The sequence below is a fragment of the Streptomyces sp. NPDC088923 genome (genome assembly GCF_044749745.1).
Classification (GTDB): domain Bacteria; phylum Actinomycetota; class Actinomycetes; order Streptomycetales; family Streptomycetaceae; genus Streptomyces.
The window spans coordinates 53,898-80,215 of record NZ_JBIVIO010000013.1; the positions used below are offsets into that span (position 1 = coordinate 53,898).

Sequence of the window (26,318 nt, forward strand, 5' to 3'; positions counted from 1 at the left end):
GCGCCCCGCTTTCACCTGGCGCCTCTTGAGCCCCTGCACCTCCAGCCTTCCCCGGTGGAGCGGGGTGTGCCAGGGCCGAAAGACCCCATCGCTGGCATCATCTGTCAGCCTTTCCGCCGCCGCATCCGCGCGGTACGCGCACCGGTGCGGCATGTGCCGGGGTCAGTCGCTCACGGGTCCGTGCGCCGGTCCGTCGGCGGGGCCGGGGACACGTCGGTTCGCGGGGCCGTTCGCCGGCTCGTCACCGGGTTCGTCGGCCAGGAGGAACGGCAGGACGTGGGCGAGGAAGGCACCGGGGTCCGTGGCGTGGATGTGGTGCCCGGCGGGGACCGTGACGAGGCGGGCCCGCGGCAGGCGTCCGGCGAGCGCGGCGACGGTGGACTGGTCGACGACGCTCGTGGGACCGCCGGCGAGGACGAGTGCGGGGACGTCCGCGCGGTCCATGCGCTCCCACCAGGCGGGGTCGGGGTGGTTGCGGGGGTGTTCGGTGGCGAGGACCATCCGCCAGTCGAAGCCGAGCGGTTTGGTGGGCCGTTCGGGCGCGGGCCTGGGGGTGGCGAGGGGCAGGGGCGCGGGGACGTCCTCCAGGACGAGTCGGCGGATCAGCTCCGGGTGCTCCTGGGCCAGGAGGCAGGCGATGACGCCGCCCAGCGAGTGCGCGACGAGGTCGACGCGCGGGAGCGAGAGGGCGGCGAGGAAGGCGCGTACGTCCTCGCGCAGGAGCGGGAAGGAGTACGTCCCGGGGTACTCGCTCGCACCGTGGCCGCGCGGGTCGAGCGCGAGGACGCGCCGGTGTGCCGCGAGGGGCCCGATGACGGGTGCCCAGTCGGCGGAGGACTCGCCGCGCGCGGGCAGGAGGAGGAGCGGGGGCGCGTCGGCGGGACCGGTCTCGCGGTAGGCGAGGGTGAGGCCGTTCGCACGGACGGCGCGCGGCGGGGGCAGGGGGGCGGGGCTCGGGGGCATGGGGGCAGCCTGCGCCACGGGACCGTGGGGTGGGGCGTGTTTCGCGGGGAGCGGAGCCGGGGAGGGCGGTACGGGCGCCGCGGACCGCGCGGGGCTCAGCTGGGGATGCGGCGGCTCGGGCGGGCCTCGGGTCCGAGGCGGGTGACGGCGCCGTGGATGTACTTCGGGGGCATCTGCCAGCGCAGCTCGCCGGGGACGGCGCGCAGCAGGCGTGCGGTGGAGCGCAGGCGGCGGGTGACGACGGCGGGGGGCGGGGCCTCGCGTCCGTAGAGCTGGTGGGCCCAGGGCGGCAGGGAGCCGTAGGCGAGGGCGGAGACGCGGCGCCAGAGCAGGGCGCGGGCGGGCAGGAGCGGGAGGGGGACGGGCGGGCGGCGCAGGAAGTCGTCGACGACGCGGGCGTCGGCGCCGACCGCGAGTTCGTCCTTCACACTGCGGAAGTAGCTGTCGAGTTCGCCGACGGTGGCGGGGACCTGGGACGGGTCGAGGCCGACGAGACGGGCTCCGGTGCGTTGTTCGGCGACGTAGCGGTCGGCGGCGGTGTCGTCGAGGGGGAAGCCGGAGCGGCGCAGGGTGTGGAGGTAGGAGGAGACCTCGGCGCAGTGCACCCAGAGCAGGAGCGCGGGTTCGTCGACGCCGTAGCGTTCGCCGGTGGCGGGGTCGGTCGCACCGAGCCTGCGGTGGATGCCGCGTACGTGGGCGGCGGCGCGTTCGGCGGTGGGGGCGTCGGCGTACGTGGTGGCGGCGACGTACCGGGCGGTGCGGATCAGGCGCCCCCAGGCGTCCTGGCGGAAGTCGGAGTTCGCCATGACGCCGCGCAGGGTGCGCGGGTGGAGGGCCTGGAGCCACAGGGCGCGTACACCGGCGATCCACATGGCGGGGTCGGCGTGGAGCTGCCAGGTGACGGTGCCGGGCCCGTAGAGGCCGGGGGCGGGGTGGGGCGACTGCTCGGCCACGGCGGGACCTCCGGGAGAGTGGTTCGTGCCTGGGGTGATTGTCTCTCGAAGGGGGTGGTCCGGGCTGGTGGGGGCCGGGGCCGTTCAGCGGGTGGCGAGGGCGGCGAGGAAGCGGGTGCAGGAGGCGGCGCAGGCACGGCAAGCGGCGACGGCTTCCTCGGCGCCGGGCAGGCGCGCGCAGTGGGCCGCGCAGTCGAGGCACGCGGTGCGGCACCAGTCGAGGCGGAAGCGGAGTTCGTCGTCCTCGGGGTCGAGAAGGGGTTCGGCACCGAGGAGCCTCGCGGTGCTGTCGCAGACCTCGACGCAGCGCAGGGCGCGCAGCACCGAGGGTTCGGCGGCGGGCGTGCCGCAGTGGCGGGCGGTGAGGGTCGCCGCGGTGCGGCAGGAGGCGGCGCAGGCGAAGCGGTCCTCCAGGTAGCGCACGAGGCGGTCGCGGTCCCAGGGGTCCTCGGGAGTGGTCGGTGTGCGGGGCGCGGCGGACGCCTGTGTCATGGCGGTCTCCTCTCGGGCGGCCCCGGTCCCGGGGTGGGGGCGTACGTTCGAGGGGCGGGTTGCCGCATAGGGCGTGGGCAAACGCGGGTACGGCTCCGGGGCGCGGGTGGGACGCGGCGTGGAGCGGGGTGGCCCGGGCGCGAAGGTGTGGCGACCCGCCCCCCGGGAAAGGTCGTGTCCATGACACACACGTCCCCCGGTTCCACCGCCGCTCCCGGCTCCGCCGCGCCGCACTCCCCCGCCCGCCGCCCGGTGCGTCAGCTCGCCGCGGCCTCCGTCGGCAACGCCGTCGAGTGGTACGACTGGTACGCGTACACCTTCCTCGCGACGTACCTCGCCGACCAGGTCTTCCCCCACGGCGCGGACAACTCGCTCGTCCCGCTGCTGTCCACGTTCGCGGTGTTCGCCGTGGGGTTCTTCATGCGCCCGGTGGGCGGGCTGCTCATGGGCGCGGTCGCAGACCGGCGGGGGCGGCGGGCCGCGCTGACGGTGACGATCCTGCTCATGGGCGGGTCGAGTCTGCTCGTGGCGCTGACCCCGACGTACGCGGCGGCCGGGCTGTTCGGCCCTCTCGTGCTGGTGCTCGCGCGGCTGCTGCAAGGTCTGTCCGTGGGCGGGGAGTTCGCCGCCTCGACGACGTTCCTCGTGGAGTCGGCCGGTCCGGGCAGGCGCGGGCTCTTCTCCAGTTTCCAGTACGTGTCGACGACGCTCGGGCAGCTCATCGCCTCCGGGGTGGCCGCGCTGCTCGTGCGGGTGCTGAGCGAGGGGCGGATGGAGTCCTGGGGATGGCGGCTGCCGTTCGCGCTCGGCGCCGTGCTGAGCCTGGCCGGGTTCTGGATCAGGCGGGGCGCCGAGGAGACGCGGGACGCGGCGCGCACGGCCGAGCGCCCGCCGCTCTTCGAGGCGCTGCGCCGCCACCCGCGCGCCTCGCTCCTGATCGGCGGGATCACCGCGGGCGGCACGCTCGCGTACTACACGTGGACGTCGTACCTGCCGACGTACGCGGAGCTGAACGCCGACGTCGCGAAGGGCGACGCGCTGCTCGCCTCGACGCTCGCGCTCGCGTTCTTCGCGCTGCTCCAGCCGCTGGCGGGCCTGCTCTCGGACCGCTTCGGGCGGCGTCCTCTCCTGCTCTTCTTCGGGCTCGGTTTCGCGCTCCTGTGCGTGCCGCTGCTGCGGCTGCTCACCGGCTCCTTCGTCTCGTTGCTGCTCGTGAGCTGCGCGGGGATGGTGCTCCTGACGGGTTTCACGTCGATCTCGGCGGCGGTGAACGCGGAGGTGTTCCCGGCGCGGGTGAGGGCGGCGGGGATCGGCTTCCCGTACTCGCTGACGGTCGCGCTCTTCGGCGGCACGGCGCCGTACGTCGGGACGCTCTTCAAGGAGTGGGGGCGGGCCGGGCTCTTTCCCTGGTACGTGGCGGTGCTGTGCCTGGTCTCCTCGGTGGTGTACCTGCGGCTCCCGGAGACGGCGCACCGGCCGCTGGAGCGCTGAGCGCGGGGGCGCGGGTGTGCCCGTCCGCCTCGCGCGCGTACCCGCTCGGACCCGGCCCGTACCGCCCGTGCCCGGTGCCGACCCGATCGGCGCCCGCGGACTTGCCGGGCGCCGTGCGGCGCGCGAGCGTCGCAAGCGAGGGCCCGGCGCGGCACGCGGGCGGTCTCCGGCTCGGAAACGGGAGTGGGCACCATGGGTACGCGGAGCAGGCAGGTGGCGATCGACCTGGGCAGTGCGCGGCTGCGGCTGCGCGACCAGCGGCAGGCGTGGTCGGCTCCGCACGCCGCGATCGTCGACGAGGAGGGTTCACTACGGGCCTGGGGCGATCAGGCGCTCGCGATGGCGGGGCGGCTGCCGCCGCGGCTGCGGCTCGTGCGCCCCGTCGTGGCGGGCGCGGTGGCGGATCTGCCGCTCGCCGCGCGGCTGCTGGGCTCGGCGCTGCGCGCGGCTTCGGGCAAGTCGCGGCGGTTGCGCGGGGCGCAGGCGGTGGTGTGCGTACCGGATCACGCGACGTCGCTGGAGCGGCACGTGCTGCGGCAGGTGTGCAAGGACGCGGGCATCAACCAGGTGCGTTCCGTGCCGCACTCGGTCGCGGCGGCGGCGGGCGCCGGGGTGAGCGGGAGCCCTGCCGGGGCGCTGCTCGTGGACATCGGGGAGCACCGCACGTCGGCGTCGATGATCGCGCTCGGCACGGCGCTCGTGACGCGGACGGTCAAGCGGGGCGCGGGCAGTGTGGACGCGTGGCTGATGCGGCACGCGCGCGAGGAGCACGCGCTGACGATCGGGGCGCAGGTCGCCGAGGAGGCGAAGCTCGGGGCGGCGCTTGAGACGGGCGCGCGGCTGCCGGTGCGGGGACAGGACAGGGACGAGGGGCTGCCGCGCGTCGGGGAGCTGACGGTGGCGGAGGTCCGTGCGGTGCTGCGCCCGGTGTACGAGGACGTGGTGCGGCTCGTCACGGGGGTGCTCGACGCCTCGCCCCCCGAGCTGGTGGACGACGTCTTCGAGCGGGGTGTGCTGCTGCACGGCGGCGGGGCGCGGCTGTACGGCCTCGACGCGCATCTGCGGCAGGAACTGGGGATGCCCGTGCACCTGGTGGAGTCGGGGGCCGAGACGGCGGTGGAGGGGGCGTGGCTGCTCGCCGCCGAGGGTCCTGTGCTCGAACTCGCGTGAGGGAGCGGGTCGATGGAGCGGAGAGGTGAGGGCGTATGACGGCTGCGGCGGGGCTGGCGCTGATGATCGTGGGGGCTGTGCTGCGGTACGCGGTGACGTGGCGGTTCGCGTGGGTGGATCTGCCCGTGCTGGGGAACATCCTGCTCGTGGGCGGTTTCGCGGGGCTCCTGCTCGGTCTGGTGCTCGCGCGCAGCAGGCGGCGGCTGGCGCTGGCGGTGGAGCGGGCCCGGGATTCGGCGACGTGGTCGGCTTCGGGCAGTGACGCGTATCCGCCGGAGCCGTACTACCGGGACCAGTACCCGCCGCATTGAGCGGGGGGCGCCTTGCGGGTGCGGGGTCGCTCGGGCCCGTACCCGCAAGGTGCCCGGACGCGGGACGCCGCCGCACCCTTCCTCGGGTGCGGCGGCGTCGCGTGCGGGTGCTGCGGCTGGGTCAGGCGGCGTGCCGGGCGCGGGCGCGGTGGCCGGCGACGAGCTCGGCGTAGCGGCGTCCGGAGGACTTCACGGTGCGTCCTTGCGTCTTGTAGTCGACGTGGACGAGGCCGAAGCGCTTGTCGTAGCCGTAGGCCCACTCGAAGTTGTCCATGAGGGACCAGGCGAAGTAGCCGGCGAGCGGGGCGCCCTTGCGGGCGGCGCGGGCGCAGGCGGCGAGGTGGTCCTCCAGGTACTGGATGCGCTCGGGGTCGTCGACGGAGCCGTCGGAGCCGACGACGTCGGGCCAGGCCGAGCCGTTCTCGGTGACGTAGATCTTCCGCGCCCCGTACTCCTCGGTGAGCCGGAGCAGCATGCGTTCGATGCCGTGCGCGTCGATCTCCCAGTCCATGCCGGTGCGCGGGACGTGCAGGCGGCGGACGGCGCGGGCGTGGGGCTGGGGGCCGCCGGGGTCGTCGGTGACCACGGACGGGAAGTAGTAGTTCAGGCCCAGCCAGTCCAGCGGCTGCGCGATGGTGTCGAGGTCGCCGGGCTGCTCGGGCAGGGTGACGCCGTAGACGTCGACCATGTCCGCGGGGAAGCCGCGGCCGTGCACCGGGTCGAGCCACCAGCGGTTGGTGTGGCCGTCCATGCGGCGGGCCGCCGCGGCGTCGCCCTCGGACCCGGTGGCGGGGTCGACGGGGTTGAGGTTGAAGACGATGCCGACCTCGGGCTCCGGCGCGGCGGCGCGGATCGCCTGGGTGGCGAGGCCGTGGCCGAGCAGGAGGTGGTACGAGGTGCGGACGGCGGCCTCGATGTCGGTGAGCCCCGGGGCCATGGTCCCTTCGAGGTGCCCGATCCAGGAGGAGCAGAGCGGTTCGTTGAGGGTGGCCCAGCGCTTGACGCGGTCGCCGAGGCGGTCGGCGACGACCTCGGCGTAGCGGGCGAAGTGCTCGGCGGTCGCGCGGTTCGGCCAGCCGCCCCGGTCCTGGAGAGCCTGCGGGAGGTCCCAGTGGTAGAGGGTGACGAAGGGTTCGATGCCCTCGGCGAGGAGGCCGTCGACGAGCTTGTCGTAGAAGTCGAGGCCCTTGGCGTTGACGGGGCCGTCGCCGCCGGGGACGACGCGGGGCCAGGCGACCGAGAAGCGGTAGGCGCCCGCGTTGAGTTCCTTGATGAGCCCGATGTCCTCGCGCCAGCGGTGGTAGTGGTCGCAGGCCACGTCGCCGGTGTCGCCGCCGGCGACCTTGCCGGGGGTGTGCGAGAAGGTGTCCCAGATCGAGGGCGCCCGGCCGTCCTCGGCGACGGCGCCCTCCACCTGGTACGCGGCGGTGGCCACGCCCCAGGTGAAGTTCTCGGGGAGTGCGGCGTAGTCGAGTCCCTCGGTCACGGGGGTCCTTCCGTCGCGGGTCATTTGACGGCTCCCGCGGTGAGGCCGGTGACCAGGTACTTCTGGAGCAGCAGGAAGCCGGCCACGACGGGCACGCTGACGACGAGGGAAGCGGCCATGACCTGGTTCCAGTAGACGTCGTTGAGCGTCGAGTAGTTCTGGAGTCCGATGGCGAGGGTGCGGGTCTCGTCGTTGGTGAGCACGGAGGCGAAGAGGACCTCGCCCCAGGCCGTCATGAAGGCGTACACGGCGACGGCGACGATGCCGGGGATCGCGGCGGGCACGACGACGCGGAAGAGCGCGCCGAGCGGACCGCAGCCGTCGACCATGGCGGCTTCGTCGAGTTCCTTGGGCACCGAGTCGAAGTAGCCGATGAGCATCCAGATCGCGAAGGGCAGCGAGAAGGTCAGATACGTGATGATCAGGCCGAGCCGCGAGCCGAAGAGCGGGATGCCGGTGGCGTTGCCGACGTTGACGAAGAGGATGAACAACGGCAGCAGGAAGAGGATGCCGGGGAACATCTGGGTGGAGAGCACCGAGACGGTGAAGACGCGCTTGCCGCGGAAGTTGTAGCGGCTGACCGCGTAGGCGGCGAAGATCGCGATGACCACCGAGCAGATCGTGGCGGACCCGGCCACGATGAGCGAGTTGCTGAAGTAGTGCGCGAGCGGCACCGTCTTCCAGATGTCGATGTACGGCCGGATGGTCAGGCCGCTCGGTATCCAGCGGAACTGCCCGGTGACGTCCTTGAGGGGCTTCAGCGAGCTGGTGATCATGACGAAGATCGGCAGCGCAACGAAGATCGTCAGGATCGTCAGGAAGACGACGCGGATGGCCTGGAAGGAGCGCGGGGGCGCCATCGGGGAGCGCCCGGTGTGGAGCACCTGCGTGCTCTTGGCCGCGGGGGTCTTGCCGGGGGGGCCGTCGGTCTTGGCGACGGGTGCGGCGCTAGACATCGGAGCCCTTCTTCCTCGACGTGAAGAACAGGTACAGCCCCGTGACCACGAGCAGGAACAGGAGCAGCAGGACGGACATCGCCGAGCCGGTGCCGAAGTTCCAGGTCACGAAGGAGGACTGGTAGATGTGGATGGAGATGAGGTCGGCGTTCTTCGGTGCCGAGTCCCCGAAGAGGAGGTACGGCGTGTTGAAGTCGTTGAACGTCCACAGGAACAGGACGAGCACGAGGACCTGGTTGACGGGGCGCAGCGAGGGCAGGGTGATCTTGCGGATCTGCTGCCAGGTGCCGGCGCCGTCGAGGGCCGCGGCCTCGTAGAGGTCCTTGGGGATGTTCTGGAGCGCGGCCATGACGATGAGGAAGGCGAAGGGCCAGGTCTTCCAGACCGCGACGACGACCAGGGAGATGAAGCTGTTGTTGCCGATGAGCCAGAAGGAGCGCTCGTCGGTGAGGTGGAGCTGGTCGTGCAGGACGTGGTTCACCATGCCGTTGTCGTGCTGGAGCATGAAGTTCCAGGTGATGACGGCGGCGTAGATGGGCAGCGCGTACGGGGTCAGGAAGAGCGCCCGCAGGAAGCCGCGGCCCTTGAAGTTGTCCTGGAGGAAGATCGCGGCGGCGACGCCGATCAGCCAGCAGAAGGCGACGGCGAGGACGCAGAAGGCGCAGGTGACCCAGAAGGAGTGGAGCAGGGCTTCGCCGACCGGCTTGTCGAAGTCGACGGCGAGCTTGAAGTTGTCGAGGCCGGCCCAGGGGGCCTGCCCCCAGTTGCGGATGTAGAACTGGGTGAGCTCCTTGAAGGCCATGAAGATCCCGACGACCATCGGGATCATGTGGATCAGGAGCTCGAAGAGCAGGGCGGGGAGGAGCAGCAGGTACGGGAGTCCCACGCGGCGGACGCGGTCGGGAAGGATCGGCTTGCGCCGTTTCCTCTTCCCGACCAGGCCGGGCCCCGCGACGGGGCCCGGCGTCGCCTGCGCTTCAGGCAGGGTGTCGGTCATGGTTCAGTTGCTCACTTCGGCATCTGCTGCTCGGCCTTGGTCAGGGCGGCCTTCACGTCGGCGGTGGTGATCTCCTTCTTGCCCGCCGCGTCGGCCCACAGGTCCTTGATGGCGGTACCGACCGCCGTCTCGAACTGGGCCTCGTTGGGCACCTGCGGGAGCGCGGTGGCGCTCTTGAGCAGGGTGTCCTTGATGGTGCCGGCGCCGCCCTGGTTGAACGCGGGGTCCTCCTGCGCGTCCTTCACCGGCGGGACGGAGCCCCACGTCTTGTTGAGGAAGGTCGACTCCTCCTTGCTCGTCATGAACTTGACGAACTTGAGGGCGCCTTCCTTGTTCTTCGTGTTCTTGAAGACGGCCATGTTGATGCCGGCGACCATGGAGTTGGTCTGCTTGTCGGTGCCCGGGGTGCCGGACTGCACCGGGACGGGCGCGACGCCGTAGTCCTCGGCCTTCATGCCGTGGGCCTGGAAGGTGGTGTCGGCGGCCTGCCACAGGACCATGCCGACCTTGCCGCTGGCGAAGTCGTTGAGGCTCTGGTTCTGGTTGTACTCGGCGTTGCCGGGGGCGATGATCTTGTCCTTGCCCATCCAGTCCACGTACTGCTTGACGGCGGCGACCGCGCCGTCGGAGGTGAAGGTGGGCTTGCCGTCGGCGTCGAAGAAGTCGGCGCCCCTCTGCTTGCCGAGGACGAAGGCCTGGTGGATGTTGTTGGAGAGGTTGCTGCCCTCCAGCGCGGTGCCCCAGGTGTTGCCCTTGGTGAGCTTCTTGCCGTCCTCGACGAACTCGTCCCAGGTGACCGGGGGCTTGGCGATGCCCGCGTCGGCGAAGAGCTTCTTGTTGTAGTAAAGCGCGTAGGCCAGGGAGTACAGGGGCACGGCGGCCGGGTTCTTGCCCTCGGCGCCGGTGGAGCCCACGGCCGAGTCGACGAAGCGGTCGCGGCCACCGATCTTCTTGTACGCCGCCTCGTCCCACTCCATGAGGGCGCCGGTGGCCTGGAGCGAGGCCGACCAGGTGTTGCCTATGTTGAGGACGTCAGGGCCCTCACCGGAAGTGGTGGCGGTGAGGATGCGGTTGAGGAGGTCGGACCACGGGATGACCTCCAACTTGACCTTGATACCGGTCTGCTTGGTGAACTTCGCGAGTTCCTTGGTCAGGACCTTCTTGTCCACCGCCACGCTCGCCCCCTGGTTGGAGGCCCAGTACGTGAGGGTCTTGGGCGAGGAGTTGTCACTCCCGCCGTCGCTCCCGCCGCCGCAGGCGGAGGCGGTGAGGGCGAGGGTGGTGACGAGACTGGCAGCGGCAGCGGCTCGCAGTCTGCGCATGTCGGTATGCCCCTTTCCGGGGGGTGGCCAAGGAAGAGTGAAGGCGTTCAGTCCCTGAACGGCCTCACGACTTAATTTAGGACGTGAGTTAAAACCTGAGAGAAGGTCGCGTCAAGGGCTCCGGCGGGGGTATGTTGCGGTCCGGGAAGGGGCAAGATGGTGCAACGGCACAGACGAACCGTGCGTGACCTGCGAAGAGGCAACCGCGCAGCAGTTTTGCAACGGTTGTATTTCGACGGCCCGATGAGCCGTCAGGCACTACTCCCCGCCACCGGCTTGAGTTCGGGTTCCATCAGCAACGTCGTCACTGAGCTGACGTCGGACGGGCTCCTGGAGGAGGCGGGTGTCGTCGAGTCGGACGGCGGCAGACCGCGCACCCTGCTGCGCGTCGCGCGCGGCGCCGGGTACCTCGTCGGGGTCGACATCGGCGAGACGAAGGTGCGCACCGAGCTGTTCGACCTGGCGATGTCCGAACTCTCCCGCACGGAGACCAGCCTGACGGGTGTCGGCTACGACGTCGACCTCATCGTGCGCGCCGTCGCCGAGGGGATCACGGCAGTGCTCGCGGAGGCGGGGGTCCCCGCGGACCGGCTGCTCGGCGTGGGCGTCGGCGTGCCGGGCATCGTGGAGCGCCCCGACGGCGAGGGCGCGCTCGTTTTCGGGCAGACGATCGGCTGGGACGCGGTCCCGTTGGAGACGCTGCTGCGCACGGCGACCGGACTCCCCGCCGAGGTCGGCTTCTTCGTCAACAACGGCGCGAAGGCCCTGGGGCAGGCCGAGTTGTGGTTCGGCGGCGGCCGGGGCAGCGAGGACGTCGTCATCGTGCTCTTCGGCTCGGGTGTCGGCGCGTGCATAGTGACCCGGGGCGCGATCCAGGGCGGGATGCACGGCAGCCCGAGCGAGTGGGGTCATCTGACTGTCAATGTCCGTGGCAGGCGCTGCCGTTGCGGGGCCCGGGGCTGCCTGGAGGCGTACGCGGGGGCGGAGGCGCTCCTGGAGCGCTGGCGCGAGGTGGGCGGGTCGCTGCCGGCGGGGGCCAGCGAGGAGGAGGGGGTCACGGCACTCCTGGCGGCCGCGGACCCGGGCAGCGGGGGCGGGGCCGACCCTGTCGCCGTCGCGGTCCTGGAGGAGACCGCCGAGTACCTCGGCGCCGGGCTCTCCGACCTCATCAACCTCTTCAGCCCCGAGCAGGTCCTGATCGGCGGCTGGGCCGGGCTGCAACTCGGCCCGCACATCCTCCAGTCGGTACGCCGTCACGCCGACAGCTTCGCGTTGCGGCGCCCGGCGGGGAAGGTCTCGATCGGCCTCGGCCTGCTCGGCGCGGACGCGGTGACGGTCGGCGCGGCGACGCTCGTGCTGGCCGACTTCTTCGCCAACGGAGGGCGCAGGGACGCCCCGCTGCGCGAGGAGGATGTCGCCGAGGCGGGGACCGAACGGCGGGCGGCCCACGTGCTGGGCGGCAACTAGGCCGCGTCCGGCGGATCTTCGCGGGTCCGCCGGACACGGCCTGGGGCGCGTACGTGCGGAGTCGGCCGGGACCGTCCGCCATGAGGCGGGCCCCTCGTCGAGCCACGCCGGGCGGGCGCGGTCACCGGTCGCGCCCGAAGCACGCCGGCACCACGGGCGGGAGAGCGTAAGGCACCAACCGGCGTGCGGGGGCGGGGTTTTCCGTCCGCCGGGCGGACGCGTGGGGGACGCTCTTCCGCTCCGGGGGCCTCCGCCGCGCGCGTCCCCAGGCGCGGTGGTGCCCGCTCCGGCTCGTACTCCCGACGGTTCCGGCGGCGTGAGCCGTGCGCCGCCGCGGCGGCCGGGCGCGGGCCCGTCGCCCACAGGCCCGCGCTCACGCCTTCTCCCGCCCCTCCCCCGTCACGCCTTCGGCCGCACGTTCCGCCGTCCCGTGGCCCCATTCGGGTGTGCGGGACGGGTGACTCCCCTTCGTGAGCGGCGAATCCGCGGGGCGGGATGCAGGGTGGTCGAGTCCGTCGGGCAGCCCTCGGCTCCTGGTGGTTCACGAAATGGACCCGGCACCGGACGGTGCGGACGGGTCACGTGACTTGCGCCCGGGGACGGGGCGCGCCACGTTCGTACTGTTCCCTGTCCCTCCCCCGTCCGGAAAGGCGCGGTGCTTTCATGCGGATCACCGTCTTCGGTGCCTCCGGTCGCGCAGGTCGCGCCTTCCTGCACGCCGCCGCGCGCGCCGGTCACGAGTGCACCGCCGTCGTGCGCGACCCGGAGCGACTCGCCGGGGCGCCGGCCGCACGGGTCGTCCGCGGCGGGCCCTTCGAGGAGGGCGGGGTGAGCGAGGCGCTGGCGGGCGCCGACGCCGCCGTCGTCGCCTACGCGCTGCGCGGCGGGCGCCGCAACGTGCCGCTGTACTCGCGCGGGACGCGCACCATCGTGGACGCGATGCGCCGGACACGGGTGTCCAGGCTCCTGGTGCTCTCGGAGGCGGCGTACGGCCCGCACACGGCGGGGCCGCTCAACCGCACCGTCTCGGCGCTGTACCGGGCGACGGCCCGGCCCGTGATCCGGCAGCGCGAGGAGCAGGACGCGATCATCGCGGCGAGCGGCCTGGACTGGACGATCGTGCGGCCTGTCATCCTCGTGGAGGGTCCCGCGCACGGGCATCGCAGGGCACCCTTCACGCCGCACCACTCGCGCGCGCCGCGCACGACCTACGCGGACCTCGCGCACGTCCTGCTCGACGCGCTGGACGACCCGGCGACGTACCGGCGCGACCTCTACCCCTGATCAGCCCGGAGCGGCCCCGAGCGGCAGCGCGCTCTCCTCGCGCCACTCCCCCTCCGCCGTGTACACGGTGAGGCTGAGCCGGCTCACCCCGGCGTGCAGCGGGAGCGCCGCGCCGTACTCCTCCTCCAGCGGTCCGTAGACCGCTCGGTCGGTGCCGGGCGCGGCGTGGGTGGCCAGGGTGAGGTGCGGCGGAAGGCCGTCGGGACCGAACAGGCCCCGGTACGGGATCGCCTGCGGCCAGGCGCGGCGCAGCGCGGCGGACAGTGCGTGGAGCACCGGGTGGGGCTCGGGGGCGAGGTGCAGGACGCCGGGGAAGTGGCCGAAGCGCGCGAAGCGCAGCGTGAAGGGCGGGTGGGCGGCGACGAGGGCGGCCAGTGCGGCGCGGGACGCCGGGCCGAGCGAGGAGCGCGGCACGAAGGGATGCAGCACGCTCACGTGGGCCGGGAAGCCGGTCCTGACGAGCGCGTCGGCCGCCGGGACCCGGATGCTGAGCGAGGTGTCGCCCACGCGGTCGCCCCAGTCGGCGGGAGCGGGCTCGGTGGCGGGGGACGGCGCGGGCACGGAGGGCATCGTTTCACGGGGCGGCGGTACGGGCACGGGGTGGTCCCGCGCCCGTACCGCCCTCGCCCGCTCGCTCAGTGCACGGTGTGGAGCGCTGCCGTGTGTTCGCGGATCTGGTCGGGGGTGAGGTAGACGTCCGTGTGCTCGAACTCCTGGAGCGTGCCGGCCTTCTGGTCCTGGAAGCCGGTGCGGACGAAGTCGTCGCCCGCGAGCGCGTTGAGCATCCAGTTGGTGAGGACGCGGGTCTTCGCGACGCCGGTGCGCAGCGCCGACCAGTGGTAGCCGCGGGCGACGGCCTGCGCGGGGACGCCGCTGAGGTTGATGCCGAGCGGGCGCGAGACCGCGTCGTGGCCGCCGAGGTCGACGACGAGGCCGAGGTCCTTGTGGACGTACGGGCGCAGCGGCTGGTGGAGGATCGTGGCGAGGACGTTGTCGGCGGCGATGCGGCCCTGGCGCATGGCGTGCTGCGCGGTGGGCGGGCAGATGGCGTCCTCGCCCTTGGTGAGGTCGGGCACGGCGGCGGCGTCGCCGAGTGCGAACACGCCGTCGAGCCCGGGAACCGTCAACTCGGGGGTGACGGCGAGCCTGCCCCGTACCGTCTCGCGCTCCAGCGTCCTCATGAGCGGGCTGGCCGCGACGCCGGCGGTCCAGATGAGGGTGCGGCAGGGCAGGGTGCGGCCGTCCGTGAAGGTGACCTTCTCGGGGCCTGCCTCGGCGATGGAGACGCCGAGCGAGACCTCGATGCCGCGCTCGGTAAGGACGTCGAGCGCGGCCTTGCCGAGTTCGACGCCCAGTTCGGGCATGAGCTTGGGCGCGATGTCGATGAGGTGCCACTTGATCAGCGAGGGGTCGAGGCGCGGGTAGTGCTTGACCGCGCTCGTGGTGAGGCGCTGGAGGCAGGCGGCGGTCTCGGTGCCCGCGTAACCGCCGCCGACGACGACGAATTGCAGGCGCGAGGCACGTTCCTCCTCGTCCTCGCTCGCGTCGGCGAGATCGAGTTGGGCGATGACGTGGTCGCGGATGTAGGCGGCCTCGGCGAGCGTCTTCATTCCGCGCGCGTTCTCGGTGAGCCCGGGGATGTCGAAGGTGCGGGTGATGCTGCCGGGGGTGAGGACGAGGATGTCGTACGGCTCGTCGACGATCTCTCCGGTGACCTTCTGGACGATGCACACCTTCTTCTCGGTGTCCACGCCGATCGCGCCGCCGGGCAGGATGCGGGTGCGGTGCTTCTGGCTGCGGCGCAGCGAGACGGCGACGGACTGGGGGGTGAGGACGCCGGAGGCGACCTGCGGGAGGAGCGGCAGGTAGAGCTGGTACGAGAACGGCGCGACGAGAGTGATCTCCGCCCGGCCCGGTGGGATGCGGCGTTCGAGCCTGCGGACGCACCCCACCCCGGCGAAACCGGCGCCCACTACGAGAATCCTGGGTCGTGCCACGATTGCGTCCCTTCTCAGGGGTCTGTGCGGTCTCCGGGCCGGTGCGTGCGTCTCCGGTCCCGGACGGCTTCCGCTCGCCTGCCCGCTCAGCGGCGTGTGTCACGGACCATCTTTGCCGAAGGGGCGGGCGCGCGCTTGTCGAACGGGGCGGACGGGGGCGTACCGGACGCGGGCGGCGGGGCGGCGGGCAGGCGGTGGGCGGTGGGCAGGCCGGGGCACGTGGCCGCGGACGCGGGCGGCCCCGTATCCGGGTGGGATACGGGGCCGTGTCGCGCGGGTGCGCGCGTGTCGTGTCGCCGTGCGGGCGGGCCGGTCAGCCGGTCGTGGCGGCGAAGACGTGCAGGATGCCTCCTTCGGCGGTCTTCGGGAGGGTGACGCTCGCGAGGGTCTTGCCGCTCGTGAGGGTCACCGGCGCGGTGGCGAAGAGGTAGGCGTTGACGGGGTCCTTCCCGCCGCCGAGGGTGTCGCGGTAGGCGGAGGTGACGGCGACGGTGTTGCCGTAGGAGGGCTTGTCCCCGCCGCCGCCGAGGGTCCAGTCGGAGAAGCCGAGGTCGGCCTGCTGGGTCGTGCCGTCGGTGTAGGTGAGCGTCATGGTGCCGTGCGTGTCGCCTTCGGCGGCGCTGCCGAGCAGGCTGAGGCGGGTCGCTCCGTCCTTCGTGGGGACGGTGAGGGTCTGCCCGCCGCCGGCGACCTCGATGTTGTCGGGTTCGCCCGCGCCGGTCTCCGGCAGCGTGAAGGTGAAGTCGCCCGAGGTGACGGTCTTGCCGGGGGCTGCGCCGCCCGCCGCGAGGGCGGTCGCGGAGTAGCTCCAGCCCTCGCCGTCGAAGTTGGCGCCGGCCTTGGCGTCGTCCTCGGAGACGCCGTCGTTGTTGAGGTTCCACAGGACGCTGTTCTTCGCGGCGACCGTGACGGTGAGCTTCGCGCTGGGCAGTTCCTTGCCCGAGGCGGTCCGCAGGGTCACCGGGATCTGGCGGAAGCCCTCCTTCGCGCTCCCGGTCGCGGCGACCGAGAGCGTCGTGCTCGCGGTACCGCCGGAGGGGACGGCGAGGGTGCCGGACGCGGGGTTGACGGTGAGTCCTTCGGGCGCTTCGGCCTTCCAGGTCACGGTCTCGGCGCGGTCCTGGAGGGTGCGCACGGTGAGGTCGGTACGGGTGTCGGCGCCGCCGGGCGAGGCCTTGAGGGCGCTGGGGCTCGTACTCGTGAAGTACGTGTCACCGCCGCCGGGGAAGGACGGCGGGGCGTCGGACGCGGCCGTGCCCCACGCGGTGTCGGGGTGCGTGCCGAGCGTGTAGTCGAGGGTGCCGCCGTGCTTGACGAGCGTGTCGGGCACCCAGGTCTTCGTGCTGGTCCTGCCGTTGACGCGCAGGCCGTGGATGTACGTGTGGCTGTCGTCGGCCGCCGGGGCGTTGACCGTGATGCGCTTGCCGTGGCCGGTACGGACGACGGCGCGGGGGAAGAGCGGCGCGGTCAGGACGAGGTCGGCGCGGCTGGGGTTCTGCGGGTACATGCCGAGCGCGGAGAAGACGTACCAGGAGGACATGGTGCCCGCGTCGTCGTTGCCGGGGATGCCGCCGGGGGTGTCGGTCCAGAGCTGGTCGATCTCGGCGCGGACGGTCTCCTGGGTCTTGGTGGGGGCGCCCAGGTAGTTGTAGAGGTACGGGGTGTTGATGTCGGGCTCGTTGGTCGGGTCGTAGCGCGTCGCGTCCTTGGCGGAGAAGTCGAACTTCCCGTCCTTGTCGCGGAAGAAGGCGTCGAGGCGGGCGCTCGCCTTGTCGTCGCCGCCCATGGCGCGGGCGAGGCGGGCGACGTCGGAGTAGACCATCCAGGTGTAGCGGGCGCTGGTGCCCTCGACGAAGCCGTTGCCCGTGCCGGGCGTGAAGACGCCCGCCCAGGTGCCGTCCGCGTTGCGGTTGCGGATGTAGCCGCCGTCCGGGGTCGCGGCCGGGTCGAAGACGTTGGTCCAGTTCCCGGAGCGGTCGAGGAACTTCTTCTCGTTCTTGCGGTCGCCCGTGGCGCCCGCGAGTGCGGAGATGCCGTAGTCCGCTGCCGCGTCCTCCAGGGTCTCGGCGGCGCCGCCCCAGCAGTGGCAGTCGTCGGCGGGGACGTAGCCGAGCTTGAGGTACTGGTCGAGCCCGGGGCGCTGGCCGACGCACTCGACGTTGCAGCCGGAGCTGTCGGAGTCGTTGGCGGTGGGGACGGTCGCGGCCTTGACGAGGGACTTGAGCGCGCCCTTGACGTCGAAGTCGGTGCCGCCGAAGGCGTGGATGCCCGCGAGGGCCGGGCCGGCGGGGTCACCGGACATGACGCTGGTCTTGCCGTGCTGGAGGAGCCAGCGGTCCCACTCGCCGCCCCGCTGGGAGGCGTACTGGTAGAGGGACTGGGCGTAGTCGCTGCCGGCCTTCGGATTCAGGAGCGCCATGAGCTGCACCTGCGCCCGGTACTGGTCCCAGCCGGAGAAGGTGCCGTACTGGGCCTTCTGGCCGTGCGAGAGGCGGTGCGTCTTGTCGTCGGCGCCGGTGTAGCGGCCGTCGCTGTCGCTCGTGAGGGTCGGCTCCAGCATCGAGTGGTAGAGCGCGGTGTAGAAGGTGCGGTACTGGGCGTTCGTGCCGCCGCCGACCTGGATGGCGCCGAGCGCCTTGTCCCAGGCGCGGCCCGCGTCGCGGGCGACGGCGTCGAAGCTCTTGCGGGACGGGTTCTCGGCGCGGAGGTTGGCCTCGGCGCCCGCGTCGCTCACGTACGAGAGGGCGACTTTCGCGCCGACCTCGGTGGTGCCCTTCGGGAACGTGACGTAGGCGCCGGAGCCCTTGCCCGCGACGGGGTTGCCGCTGGAGCTGTAGCCGGTGCCGCCGCTCGCGTCGGTGGTGTCCGGGCGCAGGGTCTGGTCCTGCCAGGTGCCGGTCTTCGCGAAGGGGGTGTCGAAGTGGATCGTGTAGTGCAGCGTGTAGAGCGCCTTGCGGTTGTTGGCGCTCTGCGGGCCGCAGAAGTTGCCGGCGTCGATGGAGCCGGTCACGGTCTTCTTGGCCGCGTCGATGTGCACGCGGGCGTCGGCGCTGCCCGACTCCGCGTTGGAGCCGCGGACGAGGAAGCTCGCCGCCTTGCCCGCGGGGAAGCCGAAGCGGCCCGAGCCGGTGCGCTCGGTCGCGGTGAGGTCGGCGGAGGCTCCGTTGGCGAGCTTCACCTCGTAGCGGCCCGCGCTCGCCTTCTCGTCGTCGTGCGAGAAGGCGGAGGCGTAGACGGAGTCGTTCGTGTCGGCGGTCGGGGAGGTGGTGACCTCGCCGGGGTAGGGCATGAGGGGCACGTCGCCGTTCGCGCCGGAGCAGCCCACGCCGTTGAGGTGGGTGAGGCTGAAGCCGCGGATCGAGGTGGCGTCGTACTGGTAGCCGCCGGGGGCCGGGTTGGAGACCTGGTTGCCGCGGGTGGTCTGGGGGCTGAACGCGAGCATGCCGAAGGGGCGGACGGCGCCGGGGTAGGTGTTGCCCGCGTTGGCGGAGCCGATGAGGGGGTCGACGTAGGCGGCCGGTTTCTGGACCAGGGCGGGGTGCCCGGTCTTCGCGGCCGCGGGCGTGGCGGCGGTGGCGGCCGGGGCGAGCGCGGTGAGCCCGAGGGCGGTCGCCGCGGTGAGGGCCAGGAGGCCACCGGCCTTGGTGCGGACGGGACTTCTGCGTTGCGTCACTCTCTTGACACTGTTCCTCTCCCCGGGCGGGCCCGGGACGGCGCCGGACAACGTTGTCAAACGCGAGCGATGCTCCTCCCGAGGCTGAAGCGACGTCAAGGGGTGCGCGACAAGATCGTCCCTGAATGCCAGTCAGGTCGGCCCGTCGATCGCGCACCGGAATCAACGCAACCACGGGTTGACGTTCTCCCAGTCGTCAACCTAAGGTTGCCCGCATGACAGAGCAGACACCGGCACATCGCGCAGTACGGCTCGATGATCTGATCGACGCCATCAAACGGGTCCACACCGGACCCCTGGACCAGCTCACGGACGCGGTGCTCGCCGCGGAGCACCTCGGAGAGGTCGCGGACCACCTGATCGGCCATTTCGTCGACCAGGCACGTCGTTCGGGTGCCTCCTGGACCGATATCGGCACTTCGATGGGCGTGACGCGGCAGGCGGCGCAGAAGCGGTTCGTACCGAAGGACACCGGAGAGGTGGCGGCCCTCGACCCCGAACAGGGCTTCAGCCGCTACACAACGCGAGCCCGCAAGGTCGTGGTGGCCTCGCAGACCCGGGCACGGGAGCACGGGCACACGCGCATCGCGCCCGCGCACCTCGCCCTCGGCCTCCTCGACGAGCCGCAGAGCCTCGGTGTGGTCGTCCTCGCGGATCAGGGCGTGACGCGCGAGGCGGTACGGGAGGCGGCGGAGGCGGCGCTGCCGCCGCGCGGCGAGGAGGACCTGCCGACGCTCATCCCCTTCGACGCGGCGGCGAAGAAGGTGCTCGAACTGACCTTCCGCGAGGCCCTGCGCCTGGGCCACAACTACATCGGCACCGAGCACCTGGTCCTCGCGCTCCTGGAGCACGAGAACGGCGCGGGCGTCCTCGCGGGCCTCGGCGTCGAGAAGGAACGGACGACGGAACTGCTCGCCGGCCACCTGCGGCGCATCCAGGCACAGGTGGAGGAGGCCCGGCAGAAGGAAGGCGGCTGAGCCGGCGAGGGAGCAGCCGAGCAGAGGGAGCCCTCCGCTACCCTAGGTTGACAGAGGAGCGGAGGGCTTCGTCACCCTCCGACGCCTAGCTCTGCTCTGCCCCCCTCCACGGCCGGAGCGTCGTCGTCGTGTCGGACGGAGCGGACCTCAGACGCTGTCGCGGGAGCGCGGCTTGGCGACGGAATCCGTGGCCGCGTCCCCGCCGAAGACCCACAGTGCGAGCCCGAGGCAGCTGAACGCGGCGCCGAGGGCACAGACCGCGCCCCACCCGGCCACCGCGTACAGGGAGGTCGCACAGAGGGCGCCGGTGGCGCTCCCGATCGCGTAGAAGACCATGTAGCCGCCGATGAGCCGACTGCCCGCTTCCGGGTACAGCGCGTGAATGAGCGTCTGGTTGGTGACGTGGACCGCTTGCACGGCGAGATCGAGCAGGACGATGCCGGCGGCGAGGGCCCACAGCGAACTGCGCGTGAAGGCCAGCGGCACCCAGGAGATGGCAAGCAGGGCCAGGGCGGTGCCGGTCGTCCACCGGGCGAGCCCGCGGTCGTTCAAGCGTCCCGCGACGGTCGCGGCGAGGGCGCCGGAGACACCGATCAGCCCCAGGGCCCCGATCGCGCTGTGCGACCACCGGTAGGGAGGTTCACTGAGGGGCAGCGCGACGCTGCTCCACAAGGTGCTGAAGGCGGCGAAGATCAGGAGGCAGAACAGAGCGCGCGAGCGCGGAAGTCGCTCCTTCAGGAAGAAGGTGACGGTGGAACGCAGCAGCGGTCCGTAGCGCGTGAGGGCGGGGCGCGGGACGTCGTGGCGCGGCAGTACGCGGCTCAGTACCAGCGCGAGCAGTGCGGTGAGGGTCGCGGAGGCAAGATAGACGGCGCGCCAGCCCGCGAGGTCCGCCACAAGACCCGAAACGGTACGGGCGACGAGAATTCCGGTGACGACACCGCTGGTGACAAGGCCGACGACCCGGCCGCGCTCCGCGGGCGGCGCCAGGGAGGCCGCGAAGGCCACCAGCGTCTGCGTGACCACGGCCAGCAGTCCCGTCGCGGCCACACCCAGGAGCAGGATGACCGCCGTCCGGGCGGTGGCCACGACGGCGAGCGCGAGGACCAGGAACAGAAGCTGGGTCACGACGAGCCGACGGCGATCGGCCATGTCGCCGAGCGGCACGAGCAGGAAGAGTCCGAGTCCGTATCCGGCCTGCGTCAGGGTGACGACGCCGCCGACAAGAGCCGGGCTCATGCGCAGATCATGACCGATCGTCACCAAGAGCGGCTGGGCGAAGTAGACGTTCGCGACCGCGGCCCCGCAGGCGATGGCGAACACCAGACTGAGACCACGGGACAGGGCGGACGGGAAACCACCCTCGGACCGGGCCTCGTCGACCGGCGCCACGGCGGCGCCCTTCGTGCGCGCGACGGTCTCGTCGTCACCTGGCATCGACACTCCCCCACCGATTCGGTTTCATCTTGCTACCAGGCTGGACCTTAGCATCCTGGTAGCATGTTGCAACCATTCCGGAACGAAAGAGGAGCCGCCATGGTCGCCAGGACGCGCTTCGACACCAGTGATTGCCCTGTCGCGCGATCGGTGGACGCCATCGGCGACTGGTGGTCACTGCTGATCGTGCGGGACGCCTTTGACGGGAGCAGGCGCTTCGGGGAGTTCCAGCGCAGTCTCGGCGTGGCCAAGAACATCCTCGCCGCGCGGCTACGGACTCTTGTCTCCGGCGGCATCCTCGCCGCCGTCCCCGCCTCGGACGGCAGCACCTACAAGGAGTACGTGCTGACCGGCAGGGGCGAGGCGCTCTTCCCCGTCATCGTGGCACTGCGGCAATGGGGCGAGCAGAACTTCTTCGCCCCGGACGAACCGCATTCACAGCTGGTCGACCGCCGGGAGGGACAGGTGCTCAGGCCGTTGGAGGTCCGGTCCCGCGACGGGCGCAGCCTGAACCCGGCGGACACGACGGTCTACAAGGTCACCGCGCCCGAGGACTGACATGGGGTCCGGGCCACGCGGCCGGGCGGCAGGCGGCGGCGGTCGGTACGGACGCGTCGGAGCGACGTCGCGTGGGGAGGTGACCGGCCGCGCCGGCTCGTCCGGTGGTCCCCCGGCGGGGCGGGTGCGACGGTCGAGGAGGGGGCGGGAGCCTGTGCACTCCCGGCCGGTGCGCGGAGTTCACCGGCGCGGCGCACGGTGGTGCGCGGCGACTCGCCCCGGGCGCCGGGGCTTGTCGCGTACGAGAGCACGACGCCGTGGTAGGGGCCGTGGGGTGACGCGGGCGGGGACCGGCGTCGGGCCCGTCTCCCGCGCGGTGCGCGGCGCGCCGGGCGGGGATCAGCCCCTGCGGCTCGGCGCTCCGCTCAAGACGCAGTCGCCGCACAAGGAGCCGCGTGGGGTGCGGTAGTAGAGGCAGCAGCTGTTGCGGCGGTAGGCGACGCCGAGGTCCGGGTCGTACAGGTAGGTGCCGTCGTCGCCGAGGTCGCGGGTGCGCAGGAGGCGGGCGGCGAGGGGACCGGGGTCCTGGGCGGGGTCGGGGACGCGGTCGAGGAGGACGCGGACCGTGCCGGTGAGGGCGGAGGCGGTGTTGCCGCGCAGGATGCGCGGGGAGAGGCCGTAGCGGGCGCGCAGGTGGGTGTGGAGCGGGGCGAGGTGGGCGGTGAGGAGGGTGTGCAGGGCGGGGACGGGGTCCTCGGCCGCCGGGCGGGCGGTGGGCCCCGGTGCCCAGAGGCTGGGCGCGCCTTCGGGCGAGAGGGTGAAACGGAGCCGGTCGGGGCCGAGCTCGGGAACGCCGCCGCCGAGTGCCACGGTGCCGAGGGCGAGGGACCACAGCCGGGCGACGTGCCCGAGGTGCACGGTCGAGGCCGCGACGCGTCCCGCGCCGGTGCCGAGGCGGGCGCCGACGAGGGCCGTCCAGTCGTCGAAGGCGGCGCCGGGGAGCGCGGCGAGGGGCCGGTAGGCGGCCGCGTCGGACGGAGTCGTGGTGGCGACGGCGAAGTAGGGGCCGAGCGGGGCGAGCCGGGCGAGGAGGCCGGCTGTGGTGGGGGCCGTCATGGGCTGGTGTCCGTTCCCGGCGCGGGGCGCGCCGCGCACGGGATCGTTTCACAGTGCCGGGTGGCTGCCGCCCGGGGTGGGCACGCTCGTACGCTGAACCCGGGACGCGACCGGTGCTCCGGGAGTCCGTGGCCGCCGCGGGCGGCCGTCCGGAGGTCGCGTGAGGACGGCGCGACGCGCCCGTACGGCCCGGTACGGCGCTCGTACGACTTGGGACGGAGCAACGCGCACACCATGAGGATCGATCTCACCGACACCACTTCCAGCGACATCAACAAGGCCCTCGTATCGGCCCGCCGGGCGCTCGGCACCCCGACCGTGGGGCGGGTGCTGACCCTGCTCGTCGTCACGGACGAGGAGGACGCGTACGACGCGCTGCGCGCCGCGGGCGCCTCCGCGCGCGAGCACCCCGCGCGCATCCTGCTCGTCATCCGCCGCACCTCCCGCTCCCCGCACCGCCGCGCGCTGGCGCGTCTCGACGCCGAAGTGCGGGTGGGCGCGGACGACGCGGGCGCGGGCGAGATCGTGGTGCTGCGCCTGTACGGGGAGGTCGGCAAGCACGCCGACTCGGTCGTGCTGCCGCTGCTGCTCCCCGATGTGCCGGTCGTGACCTGGTGGCCGTACGGCGCCCCGGAGAACCCGGCGGCCGACCCGCTCGGCGCCCTCGCGCGGAGGCGTATCACCGACGCCTACGCCTCCGAGGACCCGATGGCCTTCCTCGCCGGGCTGCGCCGCTCGTACACCCCCGGCGACACGGACCTCGCGTGGACACGGCTCACGCTGTGGCGCTCGACGCTCGCCGCCGCGCTCGACCAGGTCCCCGGGCCGGTGCGGTCCGCCGTGGTGGAGAGCGAGGCGGACAACCCGAGCGCGGAGCTTCTCGCGCGGTGGCTCGGGGCGCGGCTCGGGGTCGACGTCGGACGGGTCGTCACGGGTGGTCCCGTGATCACGGCGGTACGGCTCGGCACGGCGGCCGGGGAGCTGAGCGTGGAGCGGCCCGACGGCCCGCTCGCGAGCCTCGCGCTGCCCGGACGCCCGCCCCGCCCGCTCGCCCTGGGGGTGCGCGCGCTGCCGGAGCTGCTCTCGGAGGAGTTGCGGCGGCTGGACCCGGACGAGGCGTACGCGGAGGCGTTGCACGCGGAGGCGGGGGCGGGCGCGAGGCCCTGAGCCGCGAGCCTCGCGCGGGCCCCGCCCCGGGCGGTACGTACGCCGGGGCGGGGCCTTCGCGCCGCGGGGGGCCGCCCGGCTGGCTCCCGTACGTCCGCAGGGCACGTCGCGCGGGCCCGCGCGTACACAGGGGAGGGCGGCCCGCGCGTGCGGGATACCCGCGTGGCCCGCCGAGCTGGGGTCGCGCCGGAGAACGTGAGTGCGTCGCGGTGTCGGATGCGGGGCCGGTGCGGGAGATCCCGTCCTCACAGGTGCGCGAACGCGCCGCGCGTCCCACACTTGTGCCTGCGCCGTGTGTCCGTCCCGGTCCTCGTGCCCGTGGCGGGCGGCACCGCGCGACGGAGACGCCCACGCCATCGGAGGCACCGTGAAGATGCTGATCAACGTCGCGGAGACCGTCGTCGCCGACGCCCTGCGGGGCCTCGCCGCCGCGCATCCCGAACTGACGGTGGACATCGAGAACCGGGTCGTGGTGCGCCGCGACGCGCCCGTCGCCGGGAAGGTCGCGCTCGTCTCCGGGGGCGGCTCGGGGCACGAACCGCTCCACGCCGGCTTCGTCGGGCCCGGGATGCTCGACGCGGCCTGCCCCGGCGAGGTCTTCACCTCGCCCGTGCCCGATCAGATGGTGCGCGCCGCCGCCGCGGTCGACAGCGGTGCGGGGGTGCTCTTCATCGTGAAGAACTACACCGGGGACGTCCTCAACTTCGACATGGCGGCCGAACTCGCCGAGGAGGAGGGTATCGGGATCGCGAAGGTCCTCGTGGACGACGACGTCGCCGTGACCGACAGCCTGTACACGGCGGGGCGGCGCGGTACGGGCGCGACGCTCTTCGTGGAGAAGATCGCGGGCGCCGCGGCCGACGAACGCCGCCCGCTCGCCGAGATCGCGGACCTCGCGAGCCGCGTCAACGCCGCCTCGCGCAGCTTCGGCGTCGCGCTCTCCGCCGTGAGCACCCCCGCCAAGGGCGGCCCCACCTTCGACCTGCCGCCCGGTGAGCTGGAACTCGGCGTCGGCATCCACGGCGAACCCGGCCGCGAGCGGCGTCCGATGATGACCTCGGGCGAGATCGCTGACCACGCCGTGCACGCCGTGCTCGACGACCTCGGCGGCGAAGGACCGGTGCTGCTCCTCGTCAACGGCATGGGCGGCACGCCGCTTTTGGAGCTGTACGGGTTCACGGCGGAGGTGCACCGCGTCCTCGGCGAACGCGGCGTCCCGGTCGCGCGTTCGCTCGTCGGCAACTACGTCACGTCGCTCGACATGGCGGGCGCCTCGGTGACGGTGTGCCGGGCGGACGAGGAGATGCTGCGCCTATGGGACGCGCCCGTCGCCACGTCGGGGCTGCGCTGGGGGCGTTGAGACCGGCTCCCAGCCGTGGACGTGCGCACGTACGGGCACGGCGGGCGGCAGCATGGGGCACGATCGGCCGCGCGGCACGACAGGCGCGCACCACGGCACGAAGGGGTGACGGGACGGACATGGGCGACGACGACAGGGACAAGGGCGGCCCGGGTGGTCCGGGCACGCTCGACGCGGCGTTCTTCCGGCGGTGGCTCGACGCCGCCGCCGCGCTGATCGACGAGGAGGCCGAGCGGCTCACCGCGCTGGACTCGGCGATCGGCGACGCCGACCACGGCTCCAACATGCGGCGCGGCTTCTCGGCCGTGCGCGAGTCGCTCGCCGCCGACGAGCCCGCGAGCCCGCAGGCGGTGCTCGCGCTCGCCGGGCGGCGGCTCGTCTCCACGGTCGGCGGGGCCTCCGGCCCGCTGTACGGGACGCTGCTGCGCCGGACGGGGAAGGCACTGGGCGAGGCGCTCGGCGAGCGCACGGACCCGGACCGTACGGAGTTCGCCGCCGCGTTGCGCGCGGGGATCGAGGCGGTCTCGGCGCTCGGGGGCGCGCAGCCGGGCGACAAGACGATGATCGACGTGCTCGTTCCGGCCGCGGCGGCCCTGGACACCTCGTGGGAGGCGGCGGCCGAGGCGGCGCGCGAGGGCGCGGCGGCGACGGTGCCGCTGCGGGCGCGCAAGGGGCGGGCGAGCTATCTGGGCGAGCGCAGCGAGGGGCACGAGGACCCGGGAGCGACCTCGGCCGCGCTCCTCGTCGGGGCGCTCGCCGACACGGCGGGGAAGGCGGGCGCGTGAGTACGGAACGGGGTGGTGTGGGGCTCGTCGTGGTCTCGCACTCGGCGACGGTCGCGCAGGCGGTGGCACGGCTCGCCGCGCAGCTCACCGGTGCGGCCGACGACGTCAGGATCGAGGCGGCGGGCGGTACGGAGGACGGCGGGCTCGGGACGAGCGCGGACCTCGTGGTGCGGGCGGCGCACGCCGTGGACCAGGGCGCGGGGGTCGCGATCCTCGCCGATCTCGGGAGCGCGGTGCTCACCGTCAAGGCGCTGCTCGCCGACGGCGGCGAACTGCCGGAACAGAGCGTGCTCGTGGACGCGCCGCTCGTCGAGGGGGCGGTGGCGGCGGCCGTCGCCGCCTCGGCGGGCGCGGACCTGGAGGGGGTACGGGCGGCGGCCGCCGAGGCGTACGACTACCACAAGCGGTGACGCGTA

At 73.0% G+C, this 26,318-nt stretch carries 23 protein-coding genes; 11 read left to right on the forward strand and 12 right to left on the reverse strand.

From position 1 onward, the window contains the following. Positions 1 to 162: 162 nt before the first annotated feature. From ACIP4O_RS30030 to ACIP4O_RS30040, 3 genes are all read right to left on the reverse strand, one after another. On the reverse strand, positions 163 to 963 hold the full coding sequence (locus tag ACIP4O_RS30030; RefSeq protein WP_401579286.1) for an alpha/beta fold hydrolase: 801 nt from the start codon (positions 961 to 963) through the stop codon (positions 163 to 165). A 95-nt stretch (positions 964 to 1,058) separates the two neighbouring features. Further along, positions 1,059 to 1,916 carry an oxygenase MpaB family protein gene (locus tag ACIP4O_RS30035; RefSeq protein ID WP_401579288.1) on the reverse strand — a complete coding sequence of 286 codons (858 nt, stop codon included), beginning with the start codon at positions 1,914 to 1,916 and terminating at the stop codon, positions 1,059 to 1,061. An 84-nt stretch (positions 1,917 to 2,000) separates the two neighbouring features. Further along, positions 2,001 to 2,408 (reverse strand): ferredoxin, encoded by a 408-nt coding sequence (locus ACIP4O_RS30040; RefSeq protein ID WP_401579290.1) that lies wholly within the window; start codon positions 2,406 to 2,408, stop codon positions 2,001 to 2,003. 180 nt (positions 2,409 to 2,588) lie between these two features. Between ACIP4O_RS30040 and ACIP4O_RS30045 the strand changes: the two genes are divergently transcribed. From ACIP4O_RS30045 to ACIP4O_RS30055, 3 genes are all read left to right on the forward strand, one after another. After that, positions 2,589 to 3,899 carry an MFS transporter gene (locus ACIP4O_RS30045; RefSeq protein ID WP_401579292.1) on the forward strand — a complete coding sequence of 437 codons (1,311 nt, stop codon included), beginning with the start codon at positions 2,589 to 2,591 and terminating at the stop codon, positions 3,897 to 3,899. 213 nt (positions 3,900 to 4,112) lie between these two features. Further along, complete coding sequence (locus ACIP4O_RS30050) at positions 4,113 to 5,069, forward strand: rod shape-determining protein (protein WP_401579294.1); 957 nt, start codon at positions 4,113 to 4,115, stop codon at positions 5,067 to 5,069. Positions 5,070 to 5,104: 35 nt separating this feature from the next. Then, the gene (locus tag ACIP4O_RS30055; protein ID WP_401579296.1) at positions 5,105 to 5,380 is read left to right on the forward strand and encodes a hypothetical protein; all 276 of its coding nucleotides are present in this window, start codon (positions 5,105 to 5,107) and stop codon (positions 5,378 to 5,380) included. Between the two features lie 121 nt (positions 5,381 to 5,501). On the opposite strand, the gene ACIP4O_RS30060 is transcribed toward ACIP4O_RS30055, so the two are convergent. The 4 genes from ACIP4O_RS30060 to ACIP4O_RS30075 all read right to left on the reverse strand — a co-directional run bounded on the left by ACIP4O_RS30060 (position 5,502) and on the right by ACIP4O_RS30075 (position 10,141). Next, a complete protein-coding gene (locus ACIP4O_RS30060; protein ID WP_401579298.1) occupies positions 5,502 to 6,866 on the reverse strand; it encodes a GH1 family beta-glucosidase in 1,365 nt (454 codons plus the stop codon). Positions 6,867 to 6,886: 20 nt separating this feature from the next. Beyond that, positions 6,887 to 7,726 (reverse strand): carbohydrate ABC transporter permease, encoded by an 840-nt coding sequence (locus ACIP4O_RS30065; protein ID WP_401579403.1) that lies wholly within the window; start codon positions 7,724 to 7,726, stop codon positions 6,887 to 6,889. Positions 7,727 to 7,814: 88 nt separating this feature from the next. Next, positions 7,815 to 8,819, reverse strand: a complete 1,005-nt coding sequence (locus tag ACIP4O_RS30070) for a carbohydrate ABC transporter permease (protein ID WP_401579299.1) — start codon at positions 8,817 to 8,819, stop codon at positions 7,815 to 7,817. An 11-nt stretch (positions 8,820 to 8,830) separates the two neighbouring features. After that, positions 8,831 to 10,141 (reverse strand): sugar ABC transporter substrate-binding protein, encoded by a 1,311-nt coding sequence (locus tag ACIP4O_RS30075; RefSeq protein ID WP_361333051.1) that lies wholly within the window; start codon positions 10,139 to 10,141, stop codon positions 8,831 to 8,833. A 156-nt stretch (positions 10,142 to 10,297) separates the two neighbouring features. On the opposite strand from ACIP4O_RS30075, the gene ACIP4O_RS30080 reads away from it, so the two are divergent. Continuing rightward, positions 10,298 to 11,608 carry an ROK family protein gene (locus tag ACIP4O_RS30080; protein WP_401579301.1) on the forward strand — a complete coding sequence of 437 codons (1,311 nt, stop codon included), beginning with the start codon at positions 10,298 to 10,300 and terminating at the stop codon, positions 11,606 to 11,608. A gap of 663 nt (positions 11,609 to 12,271) precedes the next feature. Then, positions 12,272 to 12,892 carry an NAD(P)-dependent oxidoreductase gene (locus tag ACIP4O_RS30085; protein WP_401579303.1) on the forward strand — a complete coding sequence of 207 codons (621 nt, stop codon included), beginning with the start codon at positions 12,272 to 12,274 and terminating at the stop codon, positions 12,890 to 12,892. Here ACIP4O_RS30085 and ACIP4O_RS30090 read toward each other — a convergent pair whose 3' ends face one another. From ACIP4O_RS30090 to ACIP4O_RS30100, 3 genes are all read right to left on the reverse strand, one after another. After that, positions 12,893 to 13,462: a 2'-5' RNA ligase family protein gene (locus ACIP4O_RS30090; RefSeq protein ID WP_401579305.1), complete on the reverse strand. Its 570-nt coding sequence runs from the start codon at positions 13,460 to 13,462 to the stop codon at positions 12,893 to 12,895. It abuts the gene before it with no gap. A 65-nt stretch (positions 13,463 to 13,527) separates the two neighbouring features. Further along, on the reverse strand, positions 13,528 to 14,889 hold the full coding sequence (locus ACIP4O_RS30095) for an NAD(P)/FAD-dependent oxidoreductase (RefSeq protein ID WP_401579307.1): 1,362 nt from the start codon (positions 14,887 to 14,889) through the stop codon (positions 13,528 to 13,530). Between the two features lie 313 nt (positions 14,890 to 15,202). Next, positions 15,203 to 18,517, reverse strand: coding sequence for a GH92 family glycosyl hydrolase (locus ACIP4O_RS30100; protein WP_401579405.1), 3,315 nt, complete (start codon positions 18,515 to 18,517; stop codon positions 15,203 to 15,205). Between the two features lie 260 nt (positions 18,518 to 18,777). Here ACIP4O_RS30100 and ACIP4O_RS30105 point away from each other — a divergent pair, with 260 nt between their 5' ends. Further along, positions 18,778 to 19,539, forward strand: coding sequence for a Clp protease N-terminal domain-containing protein (locus tag ACIP4O_RS30105; RefSeq protein WP_401579309.1), 762 nt, complete (start codon positions 18,778 to 18,780; stop codon positions 19,537 to 19,539). A 147-nt stretch (positions 19,540 to 19,686) separates the two neighbouring features. On the opposite strand, the gene ACIP4O_RS30110 is transcribed toward ACIP4O_RS30105, so the two are convergent. Next, positions 19,687 to 20,976 (reverse strand): MFS transporter, encoded by a 1,290-nt coding sequence (locus ACIP4O_RS30110; RefSeq protein ID WP_401579310.1) that lies wholly within the window; start codon positions 20,974 to 20,976, stop codon positions 19,687 to 19,689. Between the two features lie 99 nt (positions 20,977 to 21,075). Between ACIP4O_RS30110 and ACIP4O_RS30115 the strand changes: the two genes are divergently transcribed. Continuing rightward, positions 21,076 to 21,534: a winged helix-turn-helix transcriptional regulator gene (locus ACIP4O_RS30115; RefSeq protein ID WP_401579312.1), complete on the forward strand. Its 459-nt coding sequence runs from the start codon at positions 21,076 to 21,078 to the stop codon at positions 21,532 to 21,534. Positions 21,535 to 21,873: 339 nt separating this feature from the next. On the opposite strand, the gene ACIP4O_RS30120 is transcribed toward ACIP4O_RS30115, so the two are convergent. Beyond that, positions 21,874 to 22,590, reverse strand: a complete 717-nt coding sequence (locus tag ACIP4O_RS30120; RefSeq protein ID WP_401579314.1) for a (2Fe-2S)-binding protein — start codon at positions 22,588 to 22,590, stop codon at positions 21,874 to 21,876. Between the two features lie 234 nt (positions 22,591 to 22,824). On the opposite strand from ACIP4O_RS30120, the gene opcA reads away from it, so the two are divergent. The 4 genes from opcA to dhaM all read left to right on the forward strand — a co-directional run bounded on the left by opcA (position 22,825) and on the right by dhaM (position 26,312). Further along, positions 22,825 to 23,757, forward strand: a complete 933-nt coding sequence (gene opcA, locus ACIP4O_RS30125) for a glucose-6-phosphate dehydrogenase assembly protein OpcA (RefSeq protein ID WP_361333092.1) — start codon at positions 22,825 to 22,827, stop codon at positions 23,755 to 23,757. 367 nt (positions 23,758 to 24,124) lie between these two features. Then, positions 24,125 to 25,117 (forward strand): dihydroxyacetone kinase subunit DhaK, encoded by a 993-nt coding sequence (gene dhaK / locus ACIP4O_RS30130; RefSeq protein ID WP_361333095.1) that lies wholly within the window; start codon positions 24,125 to 24,127, stop codon positions 25,115 to 25,117. A gap of 119 nt (positions 25,118 to 25,236) precedes the next feature. After that, the gene (gene dhaL, locus ACIP4O_RS30135; protein WP_401579316.1) at positions 25,237 to 25,902 is read left to right on the forward strand and encodes a dihydroxyacetone kinase subunit DhaL; all 666 of its coding nucleotides are present in this window, start codon (positions 25,237 to 25,239) and stop codon (positions 25,900 to 25,902) included. Then, positions 25,899 to 26,312: a dihydroxyacetone kinase phosphoryl donor subunit DhaM gene (gene dhaM, locus ACIP4O_RS30140; protein ID WP_401579318.1), complete on the forward strand. Its 414-nt coding sequence runs from the start codon at positions 25,899 to 25,901 to the stop codon at positions 26,310 to 26,312. The genes dhaL and dhaM overlap by 4 nt, the downstream gene beginning before the upstream one ends. Positions 26,313 to 26,318: the final 6 nt, after the last annotated feature.

Bases quoted from the DNA above. Each gene is read 5' to 3' on its own strand.
- ACIP4O_RS30030 (WP_401579286.1), bottom strand. From the start codon at position 963: ATGCCCCCGAGCCCCGCCCCCCTGCCCCCGCCGCGCGCCGTCCGTGCG.
- ACIP4O_RS30040 (WP_401579290.1), bottom strand. From the start codon at position 2,408: ATGACACAGGCGTCCGCCGCGCCCCGCACACCGACCACTCCCGAGGAC.
- ACIP4O_RS30045 (WP_401579292.1), top strand. From the start codon at position 2,589: ATGACACACACGTCCCCCGGTTCCACCGCCGCTCCCGGCTCCGCCGCG.
- ACIP4O_RS30055 (WP_401579296.1), top strand. From the start codon at position 5,105: ATGACGGCTGCGGCGGGGCTGGCGCTGATGATCGTGGGGGCTGTGCTG.
- ACIP4O_RS30065 (WP_401579403.1), bottom strand. From the start codon at position 7,726: ATGGCGCCCCCGCGCTCCTTCCAGGCCATCCGCGTCGTCTTCCTGACG.
- ACIP4O_RS30070 (WP_401579299.1), bottom strand. From the start codon at position 8,819: ATGACCGACACCCTGCCTGAAGCGCAGGCGACGCCGGGCCCCGTCGCG.
- ACIP4O_RS30075 (WP_361333051.1), bottom strand. From the start codon at position 10,141: ATGCGCAGACTGCGAGCCGCTGCCGCTGCCAGTCTCGTCACCACCCTC.
- ACIP4O_RS30080 (WP_401579301.1), top strand. From the start codon at position 10,298: ATGGTGCAACGGCACAGACGAACCGTGCGTGACCTGCGAAGAGGCAAC.
- ACIP4O_RS30085 (WP_401579303.1), top strand. From the start codon at position 12,272: ATGCGGATCACCGTCTTCGGTGCCTCCGGTCGCGCAGGTCGCGCCTTC.
- ACIP4O_RS30090 (WP_401579305.1), bottom strand. From the start codon at position 13,462: ATGCCCTCCGTGCCCGCGCCGTCCCCCGCCACCGAGCCCGCTCCCGCC.
- ACIP4O_RS30105 (WP_401579309.1), top strand. From the start codon at position 18,778: ATGACAGAGCAGACACCGGCACATCGCGCAGTACGGCTCGATGATCTG.
- ACIP4O_RS30110 (WP_401579310.1), bottom strand. From the start codon at position 20,976: ATGCCAGGTGACGACGAGACCGTCGCGCGCACGAAGGGCGCCGCCGTG.
- ACIP4O_RS30115 (WP_401579312.1), top strand. From the start codon at position 21,076: ATGGTCGCCAGGACGCGCTTCGACACCAGTGATTGCCCTGTCGCGCGA.
- ACIP4O_RS30120 (WP_401579314.1), bottom strand. From the start codon at position 22,590: ATGACGGCCCCCACCACAGCCGGCCTCCTCGCCCGGCTCGCCCCGCTC.
- opcA (WP_361333092.1), top strand. From the start codon at position 22,825: ATGAGGATCGATCTCACCGACACCACTTCCAGCGACATCAACAAGGCC.
- dhaL (WP_401579316.1), top strand. From the start codon at position 25,237: ATGGGCGACGACGACAGGGACAAGGGCGGCCCGGGTGGTCCGGGCACG.